15 protein-coding genes are annotated in these 16,362 nt (G+C 35.0%); 4 read left to right on the top strand and 11 right to left on the bottom strand.

Annotation, left to right across the window (positions count from 1 at the left end; all coding sequences use genetic code 11):
- Positions 1-7: 7 nt before the first annotated feature.
- The 8 genes from B0A64_RS19585 to B0A64_RS19620 form a co-directional block, all read right to left on the bottom strand.
- Positions 8-1,327 (bottom strand): FtsW/RodA/SpoVE family cell cycle protein, encoded by a 1,320-nt coding sequence (locus tag B0A64_RS19585; protein ID WP_089481178.1) that lies wholly within the window; start codon positions 1,325-1,327, stop codon positions 8-10.
- 79 nt (positions 1,328-1,406) lie between these two features.
- A complete protein-coding gene (gene murD / locus B0A64_RS19590) occupies positions 1,407-2,738 on the bottom strand; it encodes a UDP-N-acetylmuramoyl-L-alanine--D-glutamate ligase (RefSeq protein ID WP_089481179.1) in 1,332 nt (443 codons plus the stop codon).
- Positions 2,739-3,965 (bottom strand): phospho-N-acetylmuramoyl-pentapeptide-transferase, encoded by a 1,227-nt coding sequence (mraY, locus tag B0A64_RS19595; protein WP_089481180.1) that lies wholly within the window; start codon positions 3,963-3,965, stop codon positions 2,739-2,741. It lies immediately after the preceding gene.
- Between the two features lie 102 nt (positions 3,966-4,067).
- Positions 4,068-5,531, bottom strand: coding sequence for a UDP-N-acetylmuramoyl-L-alanyl-D-glutamate--2,6-diaminopimelate ligase (locus tag B0A64_RS19600; protein ID WP_089481181.1), 1,464 nt, complete (start codon positions 5,529-5,531; stop codon positions 4,068-4,070).
- The gene (locus tag B0A64_RS19605; RefSeq protein ID WP_089481182.1) at positions 5,528-7,537 is read right to left on the bottom strand and encodes a penicillin-binding protein; all 2,010 of its coding nucleotides are present in this window, start codon (positions 7,535-7,537) and stop codon (positions 5,528-5,530) included. The genes B0A64_RS19600 and B0A64_RS19605 overlap by 4 nt, the downstream gene beginning before the upstream one ends.
- Positions 7,528-7,875, bottom strand: coding sequence for an FtsL-like putative cell division protein (locus B0A64_RS19610; RefSeq protein WP_089481183.1), 348 nt, complete (start codon positions 7,873-7,875; stop codon positions 7,528-7,530). The genes B0A64_RS19605 and B0A64_RS19610 overlap by 10 nt, the downstream gene beginning before the upstream one ends.
- 15 nt (positions 7,876-7,890) lie before the next feature.
- Positions 7,891-8,799: a 16S rRNA (cytosine(1402)-N(4))-methyltransferase RsmH gene (gene rsmH, locus B0A64_RS19615; protein ID WP_208863558.1), complete on the bottom strand. Its 909-nt coding sequence runs from the start codon at positions 8,797-8,799 to the stop codon at positions 7,891-7,893.
- Positions 8,774-9,247, bottom strand: a complete 474-nt coding sequence (locus B0A64_RS19620) for a division/cell wall cluster transcriptional repressor MraZ (RefSeq protein ID WP_029273286.1) — start codon at positions 9,245-9,247, stop codon at positions 8,774-8,776. The genes rsmH and B0A64_RS19620 overlap by 26 nt, the downstream gene beginning before the upstream one ends.
- 378 nt (positions 9,248-9,625) lie before the next feature.
- On the opposite strand from B0A64_RS19620, the gene B0A64_RS19625 reads away from it, so the two are divergent.
- Together B0A64_RS19625 and yihA are read left to right on the top strand one after the other, a co-directional pair.
- Complete coding sequence (locus tag B0A64_RS19625; RefSeq protein WP_089481184.1) at positions 9,626-10,390, top strand: alpha/beta fold hydrolase; 765 nt, start codon at positions 9,626-9,628, stop codon at positions 10,388-10,390.
- A gap of 42 nt (positions 10,391-10,432) precedes the next feature.
- Positions 10,433-11,053, top strand: coding sequence for a ribosome biogenesis GTP-binding protein YihA/YsxC (gene yihA / locus B0A64_RS19630; RefSeq protein ID WP_089481185.1), 621 nt, complete (start codon positions 10,433-10,435; stop codon positions 11,051-11,053).
- A 238-nt stretch (positions 11,054-11,291) separates the two neighbouring features.
- On the opposite strand, the gene gldC is transcribed toward yihA, so the two are convergent.
- Together gldC and gldB are read right to left on the bottom strand one after the other, a co-directional pair.
- On the bottom strand, positions 11,292-11,627 hold the full coding sequence (gene gldC, locus B0A64_RS19635) for a gliding motility protein GldC (RefSeq protein ID WP_165769854.1): 336 nt from the start codon (positions 11,625-11,627) through the stop codon (positions 11,292-11,294).
- Positions 11,627-12,586, bottom strand: coding sequence for a gliding motility lipoprotein GldB (gene gldB / locus B0A64_RS19640; RefSeq protein ID WP_089481186.1), 960 nt, complete (start codon positions 12,584-12,586; stop codon positions 11,627-11,629). Before gldB ends, gldC begins: the two co-directional genes overlap by 1 nt.
- 99 nt (positions 12,587-12,685) lie before the next feature.
- Here gldB and nadE point away from each other — a divergent pair, with 99 nt between their 5' ends.
- A complete protein-coding gene (gene nadE, locus B0A64_RS19645) occupies positions 12,686-13,492 on the top strand; it encodes an NAD(+) synthase (protein WP_089481187.1) in 807 nt (268 codons plus the stop codon).
- A 92-nt stretch (positions 13,493-13,584) separates the two neighbouring features.
- On the top strand, positions 13,585-14,214 hold the full coding sequence (locus B0A64_RS19650; RefSeq protein WP_026730588.1) for a response regulator transcription factor: 630 nt from the start codon (positions 13,585-13,587) through the stop codon (positions 14,212-14,214).
- Here the strand turns inward: B0A64_RS19650 and dnaG are convergent.
- A complete protein-coding gene (gene dnaG / locus B0A64_RS19655; RefSeq protein ID WP_089481188.1) occupies positions 14,211-16,280 on the bottom strand; it encodes a DNA primase in 2,070 nt (689 codons plus the stop codon). The two genes, B0A64_RS19650 and dnaG, sit on opposite strands and share 4 nt — an antisense overlap.
- Positions 16,281-16,362: the final 82 nt, after the last annotated feature.

Consider the following 16,362-nt stretch of genomic DNA (forward strand, 5'->3'; position numbering starts at 1 on the left):
TATTTTTTTACTTGTTCAAAACTGCATTCATCGGATTTCTCGAATTATCTTCGATAGAATACATCCCTTCTTCTTCATAAACCGATTCTCTTTCATCCTCTATCAAATCTTCTTCGGCCAATTCTTTGTCTATTAATCTTTGAAGTGCTTCTTTTCGTCTTTCTTTTTCCTCTTGCTCTTCGGCGATTTCTTCTTCTTTTTTGGTTACACTAATAATAATTCCAAGAGAAAAACAAGTCATCCAGATCGAACTACCACCACTACTAATAAGCGGAAGGGTTTGCCCTGTTACCGGCAATAATTCTACAGCAACTGCCATATTAATCATCGCCTGAAATATCATTGGAAATCCAAGCCCAACGACGACTAATTTCCCAAATAGCGTATTTGCTTTATGTGAGGCTATCACAAATCTAAACAGCAATAATAAATATAAAACCAATATCGCTACCCCACCTACTAAACCATATTCTTCGACAATAATCGCATAGATAAAATCGGAAGAGGATTGTGGCAAAAAGTTTTTCTGAACACTTTTTCCCGGTCCTAAACCACCTAATTTTCCTGAGGCAATAGCGATTTTCGCTTTCTCGATTTGATAATCATCTTCGTCCGGTTTGTCTGAGGTAAAATTCGTAATACGACTTTCCCATGTTGATACCCTGCTAAAGAATCTTGAATCCGGAAAAGCTTTGGCTACCAAAAGAAAAAACAAAAGCATAGCAACTCCGGAACCTATGATAAAACCAATATATTTTAATGGATACCTGCCAATAAAAGTCAACATAATTACCATTGAAAATATCAATGCCGTAGTCGAAAAGTTGGCTGGCAATATAAGCACCAGGGTTATAAAAACCGGCAACCATAACTGTATTAACGACGTTTGAAAAGGTTCGTTTTCGTCTCTGGTTTTCGATAAATAACGGGCAACATATATAAATAATATACTCGCCGCCAAAGTCGATGTTTGAAACGTAATACCAATAAAAGGTACCTGAATCCAACGGCTTGCATTTGCTCCCGCAATTACAGTTCCTTTTAGAAGCGTATAGGCCAATAAAATCCAGACAACAGGAAGGGCAACTTTCGAAATCGCTCTAAAATAATGATACGGCACTCTATGAACCCAATAAATAATCAGGAAACCAATACAAATATGTGCAAGATGTTTTACCAAATAACCCAGTGTATTTCCGGTTCCGTGACCTATATATGCCAAATTACTACTCGCACTAAAAACAGGCATAAACGAAAACAACGCCAATAAAGCCACGAATGACCATATTACCCTATCTCCTTTTAATTTGTTCACTAATTCCTTCATGCGTTTAGTTTCAAGTTTCTTTTGTTTCAGGCTTCATGTTTTAGGCGTCGAACTTGAAACCTGAAACATGAAACTATTTTTATAAATTGTGTACTGCTTGTTTGAATTGTTTTCCACGATCTTCGTAGTTTTCGAATAAGTCGAAACTTGCGCAGGCTGGAGACAATAAAACAGCATCGCCTTTTTCTGTTAAACGTTGTGCTGTTTTTACAGCATCCGTCATGGTGTTTACTTCGACCATAATATCAACAACATTTCCAAAAGCGTTAATAATTTTATGATTATCAACTCCAAGGCATATAATTGCTTTTACTTTTTCGCGAACCAATGACATTAATTCGTTATAATCGTTTCCTTTATCAACACCACCAACAATCCAAACTGTTGGTACATTCATACTGTCTAAAGCAAAAAAAGTAGCGTTTACGTTTGTTGCTTTTGAATCATTGATGTATTGGACATTCTGAATTTTTAATACTTTTTCTAAGCGGTGTTCAACACCTTGAAAATTGGATAAACTTTCGCGTATTGTTGCATTTCTAATTTGCATCAATTTTGCTACAGAGCTTGCTGCCATTGCGTTTTTCATGTTATGTTTTCCTTCTAACGCAATGTATTCTGTTTCCATTGTAAACTCTTCTTGGTTGATCTTTATTTCCATTTTGTTGTTATTTATAGAAGCCCCTTCATCAAATTTTTCAGTCAATGAAAAAGGAATTAATTTTGCTTTTGTTGTGTTGTTTTTTAACCATTCTCCAATTGCTTCATCATCTGCATCGTAAATAAGATAATCGCTTTCGGTCTGATTCATTGTTATTCGAAACTTTGAGTCAATGTATTTTTGATATTTATATTCGTATCGGTCTAAATGATCCGGACTAATATTTGTGATAATGGCAATATCGGGTCTGTAATCTATAATTCCGTCAAGCTGAAAACTACTGAGTTCAAGTACATAGGCATCATATTTATTTTCTGCCACCTGCCACGCAAAACTCTTCCCGATGTTTCCTCCTAAACCTACATTCAAACCTGCTGATTTCAACAAGTGATGCGTTAACATTGTTGTAGTAGTTTTACCATTACTACCCGTAATTCCTATTGTTAGCGCTTCTGTAAAAGGTTTCGCAAATTCAATTTCTGAGATCACTTTAATTCCGACAGCGATAAGCTTTTGTACTATGGGAGATTTCTCTGGAATTCCCGGACTTTTCATCACCACATCGGCATTCAAAATCAGGTCTTCCGTATGTTTTTCTTCTTCCCAAGCAATTTTATTAATGATAAGAACTTCTTTGTAGCTCTCTTTTATCTTTCCAAAATCAGATACAAATACATCGTATCCTTGTTTTTTTCCCAGAATAGCAGTACCAACACCACTTTCTCCCCCTCCTAATACTACCAATCTCATCTATCTAAGTTTTAAAGTAACGATTGATAATATGGCTAACATGATCGCAACGATCCAAAATCTGGTTACAATTTTACTCTCATGATATCCTTTCTTTTGGTAATGGTGATGTAACGGTGACATTAGAAAAATTCGTCGCCCTTCGCCAAAACGTTTTTTTGTATACTTAAAATAGGCTACTTGTAAAATTACCGAAGCACTTTCTGCCAGGAAAATACCGCAAAACAAAACAATCAATATTTCTTTTCGAACGGCAATCGCCAGAACTGCAATGATCCCTCCAATAGTCAAACTTCCTGTATCTCCCATAAAGACGGATGCGGGATAAGAATTGTACCAGAGAAAACCAATTAACGCCCCCACAAATGCGGATATAAAAACGGTCATCTCTCCCGAATTGGGGATGTACATAATATTGAGATAATTAGAAAAAATGATATTCCCGGACACAAACGTAAATATACCGAGCGCCAGAACAGATATTGCCGAGGTTCCCGCTGCGAGACCATCGATACCATCTGTTAAATTAGCTCCGTTAGATACGGCAGTTATAATAAAAATAACAACCGGTATAAAAATTAACCAAGCCCATTTTTCATATCCTTCGCCTGTCCAGGCTAGTATTTCGGCATAATCAAATTCATTATTTTTTACAAAAGGTATTGTTGTCGCCGTAGATTTTTCTTCAATCTGAGCAGGCATAACTATCGAAGTAGATGCTTTTACTCCTCCACTATAACCTGTATCTGTTCTTACCGTAACTGCAGGATTAAAGTAAAGTACGGTACCCACAATAAGACCTAAACCAACCTGACCAATAACTTTAAAAATTCCTTTAAGACCTTGCTTGTCTTTTTTGAATATCTTGATGTAATCATCTACAAAACCAATAGTTCCCATCCAAAGCGTAGTTACAATAAGCAATACGATATAAATGTTTTGCAAACGGGCAAATAACAAAACCGGTACAAGGGTTGCAAAAATAATAATCAAACCACCCATTGTTGGCGTTCCTGCTTTTTCGTTTTGACCTGCAAGACCTAACTCACGAACTGTTTCACCAACTTGTTGATTGCGCAAAAAGTTTATAATTCTTTTTCCGTAAATGGTGGACAGAAGTAACGAAAGCATAAATGCTAAAGCTGATCTAAAAGTGATGTACTGAAAAACTCCAGCACCTGGCATGTCTAATGTTTTTCTTAAGTATTCAAATAAATAGTATAGCATATATCTTGGTTTATATGGTTATTCGGTATTTTTTTTATTTGTAAGTTTTTGACTTTAATAATTATTCGATAAAACAAATAATCTATTAAACTGTTCAACTTTTTATTTTCCTAATTGATCTAAAATTTCTTTAACAGTTTCCATATCATCAAAATGATGGCGAACACCACTTATTTCCTGATAGGTTTCATGACCTTTGCCGGCAATTAAAATAATATCATTGGGCTGAGCCAATTGACATGCTGTTTTTATAGCTTGTTTTCTGTCGGTAATTCTCAATATTTTTTTATAATTATGAGCTTCAACTCCTTTTTCCATCTCATCCAAAATCACTTCCGGATCTTCGTTTCTGGGATTATCAGATGTTAAAATTGCTTTATCACTAAGATCTGTTGCAATTTTAGCCATAATTGGTCGCTTTGTTTTATCTCTGTTTCCTCCACACCCCACAACCGTAATGAGTTGTTCGTTTTTAGTACGGATATCATTTATTGTATTTAAAACATTATCAAGCGCATCCGGTGTATGTGCATAATCTACAATTGCAGTAATATTCGTTTCTGAAACAATGTATTGAAAACGCCCCGAAACACTCTCTAAGTCAGACAATAAACGAAGAGCTTCAAGACTATCCATCCCCAGTTCTACAGCCGTTCCATAAATTGCCAAAACATTATAAGCATTAAAAGTCCCTATTAGTTTTACCCAAACTTCATTGTCGTTTACTTTTAATAACAATCCTGACAATTGGCTTTCTAAAATCTGTGCTTTAAAATCAGCATACGATTTTAAGGCATAAGTAAATTTTCTCGCCACTGTATTTTGCAACATCACAGTTCCGTTTTTATCATCTATGTTAGACAAAGCAAAAGCTGATTTTGGCAATGAATCAAAAAATGATTTTTTTACGTCTCTGTATTCTGCAAAAGTTGGATGATAATCTAAATGATCGTGTGATAAATTGGTAAAAATTCCTCCCACAAAATGCAATGCTTCTGTACGTTTCTGGTGAATTCCGTGCGAACTCACTTCCATAAAACAATGCGTTACACCTGCTTCGATCATTTCATTTAAATAATGATTTATTGTTATAGAATCCGGTGTTGTATGCGTTGCCTTATACTCCGTTTGATCGACCATGATTTTTACCGTTGATAATAAACCAACTTTAAAACCTGCCTTTTCAAACAACTGAAACAATAACGATGCAATGGTCGTTTTTCCGTTTGTACCTGTAACACCAACCAGTTTTAATTTTTCTGAAGGATTCCCAAAATAATTGGCCGCCATAAAAGCTAAAGCCGTATTGGTATCTTTTACTTTAATATAAGTAATTCCTTTTTCGACATGCTCCGGCAACGTATCGCAAATAATCGCAATTGCCCCTAATTGAATAGCCTTTTCTATATAATCATGCCCATCAGAAAGTGATCCGCGAATCGCCACAAAAACATCCTTATCTTCAATTTTTCTTGAATCAAAATCAATTTTATGTATATCAATTTCTGTCGAACCTGTTACAGACTCAATAGCTACTTTATATAATATGTCTTTCAGTATTTTCACGATAATTCTAATACTATTGTTGTGTTTTTACTAATATTTTGTCCAGCCTGCAAAGACTGTTTTTTTACTTTTCCTACTCCGTTTACCTTTACTTTCAAACCTAAATTCTCCAGTAAAGCAATTGCATCCATTCCCGGCATTCCTTTTAAATCCGGAATCTGATTTGTTTTTCTATTGGCTTCTACCATATATTTATTATAACTGTCTTCTTGTTTTGGAATCCTTGAATCCAGTTTTTTAATTTTGTTTGTAGAAGGCGCATCAGTAAATATTTTTTGAGCGATTCTTTTAAAAACCGGTCCGGCCACATCTGCTCCGTAATAATTATTTTTTGATGTGTTAGGTTTATGAACCACTACAATACAAGAATATTTAGGATGATCTGCCGGAAAATACCCCACAAAAGAAGACGCATAATACAATCCTGACTTTCCTTCTTTTCCTCCGTAATTTACCTGAGCTGTTCCTGTTTTACCAGCCATCGAAAAATCTTTCGAATACAACTTTGATCCTGTTCCTTTTTTAACCACATTAAGTAATACTGCTCTTAATTTTTTGATGGTTTCCTGAGAACATACTTTTGGATTAATCACTTCTACATCAAATTTCTTGATGGTTTTGTTCCACTCTTTAATTTCCGAAACAAATTGAGGTTTTACCATTACTCCATTGTTCGCCACCGAATTATAAAATGCCAGCGTTTGCATTGGGGTAACCGAAACTCCGTATCCAAAAGCCATCCACGGAAGCGAAACTCCTGACCAATGTTTGTCTCCGGGCTGCGGGATATACGGTCTTCCTTCTCCCTGAAAATGCAAGCCTAATGTCTTATTTAGTCCGTAACTATTAATATGATTTACAAATTTTGCAGGATTGCTTTTATAATTATCATAAACAGCCTGAACCATCACTGTATTTGACGAAAGTTCGAAACCGCGTGCCAATGATACTTTACCATAACCACCTCTGTGCGAATCAGTAACAGAACGTCCGTAATATTTTACTTGTCCATTGTGACTGTCAAAAACTGTACTGGTATCTGCAACCTTATCTTCTAAAATTGCCATTAAATCGACTAATTTAAAAGTAGATCCAGGTTCGTGAGATTCGGCTATAGCATAATTGGTAGTTTCATAATACGATCCGTCTTCTGCTCTTCCTAAATTCGAAATTGCTTTTACATGTCCCGTTTCCGTCTCCATCACCACTACACAACCATGATCAGCTTCATATTCTTCAAGCTGCTTCAACAAAGCATGATGCGCAATATCCTGAATAAATACATCGATTGTCGAGATAACATCAAAACCATCCTGCGGATCCACTTCATTGACATCACGAATAGGCTTCCATTGCCCTTTTGCAATTTTTTGTTTTAAAATCTTACCATCTTTTCCGTTCAGATAATTTTTAAAAGCCCATTCAATTCCTTTTCCAACTTCAACTCCTGTTGCCGGATCAAAACGATCATAACCAATTGTTCTTTCGGCAATTTTTCCTATCGGATGTTTTCTAACCGTTTCCTGTTCGATTATTATTCCTCCCTTAAAAGCACCTAAATTGAATAACGGGAAACCTTTTATTTTTACATATTCGGTATAACTCAAATTACGGGCAATCAAATAGTACCTGTTTTTATTTGCTCTTGCTTTTCTTAATTCTTTTTCGAAATAACTTCCGGATTTATCCAAAACTGTTGCTAATGAATCTGACAATGCTTTTACATGTTTTTCAAAAGTTTCCGTTTTTGGCGCCTTAGCATCAAATCGAATCTCATAATTAGGAATCGATGTTGCTAATAAACTTCCGTCAGCAGAATAAATATTTCCTTTGTTTGCCGGAATTACGAAATTTCTAACAGTACGCTGTTTTGCCAGCTTTCTATAATAATCTCCTTCAACCCATTGAATATTGGTTAACTTAACAACAATAGCAATTGCCATCACAAAGATGAAAACTGCTACGAGGTAAATTCTGTAGGATATATTTTTATCGTCTACTGCCATATTCTTTTAAAGAAATTCTTTTCTTCTTCTTTTTTTACTTCTATTTTAACCGGAGGAACTGTCGACGGAAAAATTTGCTTTTCAAGCATTTTATCCGATATCGTAGATTCCATCTTCAACTTCATTAACTCGGAACGTCGATCTACAAATTCAGATCGCAATTCTTTTACTTCATTATTGAGTTTTGCAATCTCAAAAACCTTTTGTTCGTATCGTTGTGTATTGGCAATCATCAGAATAGCTAACAGAATTATAAAAACAATGAAACGCCAGTTTTTCACCGCGTCATCGTTTAACAAAAATCTTGCTTTTAATATGCCAAATACTCCACCTTTCATTTTCTTACCTATATATTATATCTTCTCAGCAATTCTTAATTTTGCGCTCCTGGCTCTGTTGTTGATTTTGATTTCGGCATCATCCGGAACAATCAATTTACCAATCGTTTTAAACGGAACCGAAAAATTTCCGAAAAAATCGCGTTCCGGTTCTCCTTCAAACATTCCGTTTTTAATAAATCTTTTTACCAATCTGTCTTCCAGAGAATGATAAGAGATTACAGAGAATCTTCCACCCGGATTAAGAATTTCCAGAGATTGCTCTATAAATTCTTTCAAAACATCCATTTCCTGATTTACCTCAATTCGAATCGCCTGATAGATTTGAGCCAATATTTTATTCTTAACTCTTTCCGGTAAATATTTTGCCAGAACATCTTTTAATTCGTCTGTGGTTTTTATTGGATAATGCTCTCTCGCTTCTACAATTGTTCTGGACAAAAGCGGTGCATTTTTCAATTCCCCATAATCAAAAAAAACACGACGTAAATCCTGTTCTTCATATTCGTTAACCACACGATAAGCATTTAAATCATTTTTCTGACTCATCCGCATATCCAGCTCAGCATCAAATCGTGTCGAGAAACCTCTTTCCGGAACATCAAACTGATGGGAAGAAACACCCAAATCAGCCAGAATTCCATCTACACTTTTGACACCATGAAAACGTAAAAACCTTTTTATAAACCTAAAGTTCTCATTAATTAAGGTAAACCGTTCATCTGGTAATGCATTTGCAAGTGCATCTTCATCCTGATCAAAGGCAAACAATTTTCCGTTTGGTCCTAATCGTCTCAAAATTTCTTTTGAGTGACCTCCGCCACCAAACGTAACATCTACATAAATGCCATCTGGTTTAATATTTAAACCATCAACTGTAGGATGAAGCAAAACCGGATTATGATATTCCATTGTCGTCGTCATTAATATTTCCCATTACTTCTTCGGCTAAATCTGCAAAATCCATATCTTCGCCGCTTATTGATTTTTCATATAAATCTTTATCCCAAATCTCCACAATATTAACCGCAGATGAAAAAACCACATCTTTAGAGATACTTGAAAAAGCGACCAAATCCTTTGGAACCAATAATCTTCCCAATGCATCAATTTCTACCACTTTAACACCAGCAGTAAATCTTCGGATGAAATCATTGTTCTTTTTTACGAAACGATTCAACTTGTTGATTTTTTGCATCATCAGGTCCCACTCTTCCATTGGATATAATTCTAAACACGGTTGAAAAACAGAGCGCTTCAAAACGAATCCGTTTTGAAGAGAGGAAGCCAATTGCTTTTTTAGGGGTGCAGGCATCATTAGCCTCCCTTTAGCATCGACTTTACACTCATATGTTCCAACAATTGTGTTCAAGAAAAATACATTAAGATGTTATACAGCAAAAATATAAAAAATATTACCACATTTTACCACTATGTACCACTTTGTTAATAAGTTTAACCACTTTCTTACCACCAACCTTAATTTATAGACTATCAATACTTTAACTTATAATTAACGAAAAGTCAATAACAGTTAGACATCAAAAAAATTATGCATAATATTTCTTAAAAAATTAGCTATAATGCAGTTTTCTTAACATTTAGGAAATACAGTAAAACCACCTGTAAAAGCTGATTTTTAACCACTTACATATTCTACCAAAATTATCTAGTTAAAAAACGGTAGCAAAAATTCATTTTTATTTATTTAACCCTATATTTGTCCCAAATGAAATTGGCATTAAATTAAATGGACAAACACTACAAAAAAGAAGGCAAATACAGCTATTATGAAGCTGGAGAAGGAACTCCTATCGTTATTTTACATGGCTTAATGGGAGGCCTTAGTAACTTTGATGCTGTAGCAGAATATTTCCCAACAAAAGGATACAAAATCGTTATCCCGGATTTGCCAATATACACACAGAGTATTTTAAAAACGAACGTAAAAAGCTTTGCTAAATACGTTAAAGATTTTATCACTTTTAAAGGTTTTGATAAAGTTATTTTACTAGGTAATTCTTTAGGAGGTCATATCGCTCTTTATCACACAAAATTATACCCTGAAAAAGTAGCAGGACTTGTAATTACCGGAAGTTCAGGTCTTTACGAAAGTGCCATGGGAGATAGTTACCCAAAAAGAGGTGATTATGAATACATCAAAAAGAAAGCCGAAGATGTATTTTACGACCCTAAAATTGCAACTCCGGAACTTATTGACGAAGTATATGCAACGGTTAACGATCGTATCAAACTAATCAAAACATTAACGATTGCCAAAAGCGCAATTCGTCATAATATGGCTAAAGATTTACCAAAAATGACAGCAGAAACCTGCATCATCTGGGGTAAAAATGACGCCGTAACTCCGCCAAATGTGGCTGAAGAATTTGATAAATTATTGCCTAATTCAACTTTGTACTGGATAGACAAATGTGGACACGCTGCTATGATGGAACATCCTGAAGAATTTAATAAAATTCTGGAAGAATGGCTCGTTAAAAAGAATTTATAGCACCTAACTTTCGACTTTTAGGAGGTCTTAAACACAAAAAACATGAAAATTAATACTGCCGAATTTATTATCAGTAATTCTGAAGTTGCAAAATGTCCGCAGGATTTTTTGCCGGAATATGCTTTTATCGGCCGCTCAAACGTAGGTAAGTCATCATTGATCAATATGCTTACCAATCATAAAAATTTAGCAAAAACTTCTGGAAGACCCGGAAAAACACAATTAATTAATCACTTTAAGATTAACAACAATTGGTTTTTGGTCGATTTACCCGGCTATGGTTATGCTAAAGTATCCAAAAAAACAAAATCAGTTTTTCAGCAATTCATTACAGATTACTTCGAAACCAGAGAACAATTAGTTTGTGCTTTTGTTTTGATTGACATTCGTCATGAAGCTCAAAATATCGATATCGAATTTATGTCGTACATGGGAGAAAGCGAAATTCCGTTTTGCATCATTTTTACCAAAGCAGACAAAATTAGCAAGACAAAAGTTGATTCTCATATTGCAGCATACAAAAAACAAATGTTTGCCAATAACTGGGAAGAAATGCCGCATTACTTCGTGACTTCTGCTACGGAACAAATAGGTAAGGATGACGTTTTAAAGTATATAGACGAAGTCAATCAAGAGGTTTTTAAAAACAATAATCAGTTTTAAAAAACAAATTTCAGGTTTATATAGTAAAGGCGACAGGTTTTAAAAATCTGTCGCCTTTATTATTTGTATTTGTTTTGTCATTTCGACGAAGCAGACCCGAACGATAGCGAACAGGCGAAGCAAATCTTATCAAGTGACTCCGCAACGAGAATCCAATCTTTGTCGAGCTTCTCGCGAAGATTTCTCCTTCGTCGAAATGACAAATTAAACTTGAAATTTCAATTACAAGAATTGAAATTTATTTCGTCAATTCTAATTTCTCTGCAAAATAATCACAGAAATCTTTCATGGTATCCGACATTTTTTCGTCGTCTGTAGCGCGCTTAAAAGTATCTGCCATTGCTACTAAAGTCTGGTGAAAGAAAATTTTCATTTCATCAACCGGCATATCTTTTGTCCACAAATCAATACGCATGGTTTCTTTTACTTTACTATCCCAGATAGACAACATTATTGCTTTTGCTTCTTCTGCCTGCACACCACCATCTTGTGCACTCCATGTTAATTTTTCCGGAACACGGTTTTCATCTAATTCTATATTGAATTTAATTTCTGAGTTTATTGTATCTGACATTATTTCTTAGGTTTATATTTTGATTTTTCAAAAATTTCTTTTGCATTCGTTTTTAATAATTCCGGCAATGTTACATTCGGGTTATTCTTCATATAAGACCGTACCATTTGCCAACCAAGCCAGGCACCAATTCGTCCCGGAGAATCATTATCTATTTCGAGATAAAATTTAGAAAACGGAGCTGGCGCTATAAATCGCGTCGTTAATTTTGGATCATCGCTGTACAACAATTCATTTTCTATAATAAACCGCCACATATAGGCTTCATTTTCCTGGCTCCATATTATTTGCTCGGGCGTATAACCAATTTTTTCAGCATCTGTATAATCCGGCAAAAGCAAATCTTTTGCATACAGTTGTTTCCCTTCGAAAATCATTTGAGAAACTAAATTTTTATCCGGAAAAGCAGGAATGTTTCTGTAAGCAAAACTCGAAACCACATCCGGCATAATTTGTTTTTCTTCAAAATTCTGTTTTAAGTAATTGGGAAACTGATAAAATTTATGTCCTTTACCCAAATACAGCTCCAGAGCCACAATTACCAGACTATCCGCATAAATTGCTTTGGCATTATAATCCATTTCGCCAATTACAGTAATTACTTTAGGCGTTTTAGTTTTAGGAAAATAATATTTTACATGTTGAAAAAGCGTATTAAACTCTTTGCGTACCGGCTCAAAATTAGCATACTTTTTTTGCACTTCTGCATACACTTCTTTCCAAAGCGGATCCTGCATTTTTTTCAACCAGATGCTATCGTCATTTCCGGCAGGAAAAAAGAAAGGATATTGCTTTTTTACCTTAGCCAGATCTTCTGGTTTAGTTTCGAAAAACACCTTATCAAAACGCTCTACTTTAATATCGACCGGGATTTCTTCGACCTCTTTTTCTACTTTAGTTTTTTGTTCACAAGACAAAAAAAACAAGCACAGAACCACTACAAAGCGATAAATTTTCATTTTATTTTAATTAGATTTGTGTTGCTGGATTTTAAGTAAATAGATACTTAAAAATAATTCTGCAAATATACACCCCTGCATCTTAAAACTTAAACTATTATGGCTAAAAAAAGTACTATTCAGACAGAAAAAGTAAATATCCACATTGTAGAGTGGTTAAAAAATTATGCTAACAATGCAAAAGCAAACGGTTTTGTAATTGGAATTTCAGGCGGAGTTGACTCTGCGGTAACGTCTACCTTATGTGCTCAGACAGGCTTACAGGTTTTATGCGTAGAAATGCCAATTCATCAGGCTGAAAATCAAGTATCAAGAGGAAGGGAACATATTGAGCAATTAAAAAAACGTTTCCCAAATGTTTCGAATGTACAAACTGACCTGACCAACACTTTTGAAGCTTTTAAGAGCGCTGTACCCACATCAAAAGATTCAACAAAAGTTAATTTATCGTTTGCGAATACTCGTGCACGTCTGAGAATGACCTCTTTATATTATTTAGCTGGAATTCACGGGCTTTTAGTTGCGGGAACTGGAAACAAAGTAGAAGATTTTGGTGTAGGATTTTATACTAAATACGGAGATGGAGGAGTCGATTTAAGTCCAATTGCCGACTTAATGAAATCAGATGTATACGCTTTGGGAGAGTTTTTAACAATTCCGGAGTCAATTTTAACAGCTGCTCCAACAGATGGATTATTTGGAGATAATCGCACAGATGAGGATCAATTAGGGGCAAGTTACGACGAACTTGAGTGGGCAATGTTGGCCGCAGAGTCAGGAAATACGGCATCTGACTTCAGTGGGAGAGAAAAATCTGTCTTCGAAATTTATAAACGTTTAAACACCAGCAATAAGCATAAAATGGATTCTATACCCGTTTGTAGCATCCCAAAAACGTTAAAATAAAACTTTTAACATTCGTCTGCAATTAATTACAGAATTTATTTATTAATTTTACAGTTCCAAAAACATGAACAATTCTAAAAAAGGTAAAAATTATGATTAAAGTATGTCTTGCAGACAATCATCCTGTGACTCACTTTGGCGTTAAGTCTTATTTCAAAGACCACGATCAAATTTCAATTGTTGCCAACGTAGGCAATTTTTCAATGGTTAGAGATATCCTTCAAACGAAGGAAATCGATATCCTAATTCTCGATCTAGAGCTCGAAGGTCTCTCAAGTATCTTCGAAGTGAAGTCGATCCTGAAAAATTTCCCCAAAACAAAAATTGTAATTTTTAGTGACCTCGCTGAACAAATGTATGCTCCAAATGCTATTAAGGCAGGAGTTTCCGGGTATGTGCACAAAACAGAAAAACTTGAAACTTTAGGTCTTTCTATTATTAAAGTACATGAGGGGAAAATTATCATCAACGAAACTGTACGTAAAAACATGGCACTTATTGCTAAACAAAGCAAAAGCGAGCGTTTGTACAGAAAACTTTCTAATCGCGAGATTGAAGTTTTACGTTACTTAAGTGATGGTAAAAAGAACAATGAAATCTCTAAAATTTTAAATCTGAACGAGAAAACGATCAGTACTTACAAATTGAGATTATTAACTAAATTAAACGTAACTAATTTAGTAGACTTAGTTAACAAAGCTAAGACTTTAGAAATTATTTAATGGTATCTCGACATTACTCTTCCTAGTTTTTTCGAGAACGAATTAACCAATTTAGAGTAATCGACAACCATAGACAAAAGCTCTGTATTATCTGAATTATCAGGTTTTATAGAGCTTTTTAATTCTTCGATGATTTTTCCAACCAAAAACCAACGCATTGACATAATCGTTTCTGTAACGTATTGCGCAATCGTTTCGTGTTTCATTTTCGAAAAAATATTCTGTCCTTCCCAATCGTGCAGCGTCAATCGTTCATCTTCCATCAAAATATCAGTAACCTCCTGAGCAAAATCAGGTTCTAAACGCATTAAATATTGTTCAAGACTGAATTTTTCATTTTGATTATAAAACCCAATCAGACCCGTAAAGATATCACGGAACAGATGATTAGAAAGCTCTACCTCATCTTCCTGTAAACTCAAATAAATACGTTCGTATACTTTATATTGTCTCATTTCAGAAACCATAACAACTTCACCCTCGTCATTATTTTTTAAAAGGACATCTTCAAATTCTTCCGTTTTATCTCCATAAAGCAATAAAATTTCAATTACTTTTCGTTCTAAACGGTATAAAATATCTACTTTTTCTGTTGGCTCTGCTGGCGCAGCATATCCTGGTCCTCCCGGATAATAATCATCTGGCGGCCCTGTTCTTGGATCATCAGGATCTCCTCCGGAATATCCCGTATTAGTTGGAGGTTGGTTTCTAAAAACTTCAAAAGGTTTTTGTTCCTGCTTTTGCTTTTTGTTAGCTTCTGTAATATCTTTTTGAATCAACTGAGCCAAAGTACTCACTAATACCTGCTCAGAAATTTCCATAATTCTGGCACATTCCTGAGTATAAATTTCACGCTGAATACGATCCGGTATTTTCGAAATACTTACCACCATATCCCGAATCAAATCGGCTTTTTTTATAGGATCGTTTTTAGCCTCTTTCATTAAAAGAGATGCTTTAAACTGAATAAAATCTTTACTATTTTCTTCTAAATAAGCAACAAGATCTTCATACGAAGTTTTTCGCGCAAAACTATCCGGATCTTCTCCATCAGGAAAAGCACAAACTCTTACATTCATTCCTTCTTCCAGAATCAAATCTATTCCTCGAACAGAGGCACGCAATCCGGCAGCATCACCATCAAAAAGAACAGTTATATTTCTGGTTAATCTATTAATCAAACGAATCTGATCAGGCGTTAAAGCTGTCCCTGAAGAAGCGACAACATTCTCAATTCCAGCCTGATTAAACTGAATAACATCTGTGTACCCTTCAACCAAATAACAATTGTTTTGTTTTGCTATAGCTTGTTTGGCCTGAAAAATTCCGTAAAGCACTTTACTCTTATGGTAAATATCACTTTCGGGCGAGTTTAAATATTTTGCAGCTTTTTTATCATTCGTTAAAATACGTCCTCCAAAACCTAAAACACGTCCGGACATACTTTCTATAGGAAACATAACACGCCCTTTAAAACGATCAAAAGGACGGTCTTCTCTGGCAATTGTCAAACCGGTACTCTCCAGAAATTCCAGCTTATACCCTTTCCCTAAAGCTTCTTTGGTAAGTGCATCCCAGGTTTCCGGTGAATATCCTAAACTAAACTTTTTGATGGTTTCATTTGTAAAACCTCTTTCCTTAAAATACGAAAGTCCAATTGCTTTTCCTTCTTCTGAATTTAAAAGAGTTTTATGAAAATATTCTTTTGCAAATTCCGAAACCAAATACATACTTTCCCGAACATCTGTGATGGCTTTTTCAGCATCTGTTTGTTCTGTTTCTTCAATTTCGATATTGTATTTTCTGGCAAGATATCGAATGGCTTCCGGATAGGTAAATTGCGAATGCTCCATCAAAAATTTAACAGAGTTCCCTCCTTTTCCTGTACTAAAATCTTTCCAGATTCCTTTTGCAGGCGATACCATAAACGAAGGTGAGCGCTCATCTGAGAACGGACTTAAACCTTTGAAATTACTTCCAGCGCGTTTTAAATTGACAAAATCACCAATAACCTCCTCTACACGAGCAGTTTCAAAAACAGTATCAATTGTATTTTGTGAAATCAAAACGTAAAATATTTTTAAAGTTGAGAGCCTGTAAAAGTACACAAATCAATTCTGAAATTTGGCGATTTTACCTAAAAAAAAG

This window comes from Flavobacterium araucananum, assembly GCF_002222055.1.
Lineage (GTDB): Bacteria > Bacteroidota > Bacteroidia > Flavobacteriales > Flavobacteriaceae > Flavobacterium > Flavobacterium araucananum.

What these genes read in the sequence shown, in the direction of transcription:
- B0A64_RS19585 (WP_089481178.1), bottom strand. Translation starts at nt 1,327, where the DNA reads ATGAAGGAATTAGTGAACAAATTAAAAGGAGATAGGGTAATATGGTCA.
- murD (WP_089481179.1), bottom strand. Translation starts at nt 2,738, where the DNA reads ATGAGATTGGTAGTATTAGGAGGGGGAGAAAGTGGTGTTGGTACTGCT.
- mraY (WP_089481180.1), bottom strand. Translation starts at nt 3,965, where the DNA reads ATGCTATACTATTTATTTGAATACTTAAGAAAAACATTAGACATGCCA.
- B0A64_RS19605 (WP_089481182.1), bottom strand. Translation starts at nt 7,537, where the DNA reads ATGGCAGTAGACGATAAAAATATATCCTACAGAATTTACCTCGTAGCA.
- B0A64_RS19610 (WP_089481183.1), bottom strand. Translation starts at nt 7,875, where the DNA reads ATGAAAGGTGGAGTATTTGGCATATTAAAAGCAAGATTTTTGTTAAAC.
- rsmH (WP_208863558.1), bottom strand. Translation starts at nt 8,799, where the DNA reads ATGACGACGACAATGGAATATCATAATCCGGTTTTGCTTCATCCTACA.
- B0A64_RS19625 (WP_089481184.1), top strand. Translation starts at nt 9,626, where the DNA reads ATGGACAAACACTACAAAAAAGAAGGCAAATACAGCTATTATGAAGCT.
- yihA (WP_089481185.1), top strand. Translation starts at nt 10,433, where the DNA reads ATGAAAATTAATACTGCCGAATTTATTATCAGTAATTCTGAAGTTGCA.
- gldC (WP_165769854.1), bottom strand. Translation starts at nt 11,627, where the DNA reads ATGTCAGATACAATAAACTCAGAAATTAAATTCAATATAGAATTAGAT.
- gldB (WP_089481186.1), bottom strand. Translation starts at nt 12,586, where the DNA reads ATGAAAATTTATCGCTTTGTAGTGGTTCTGTGCTTGTTTTTTTTGTCT.
- nadE (WP_089481187.1), top strand. Translation starts at nt 12,686, where the DNA reads ATGGCTAAAAAAAGTACTATTCAGACAGAAAAAGTAAATATCCACATT.
- B0A64_RS19650 (WP_026730588.1), top strand. Translation starts at nt 13,585, where the DNA reads ATGATTAAAGTATGTCTTGCAGACAATCATCCTGTGACTCACTTTGGC.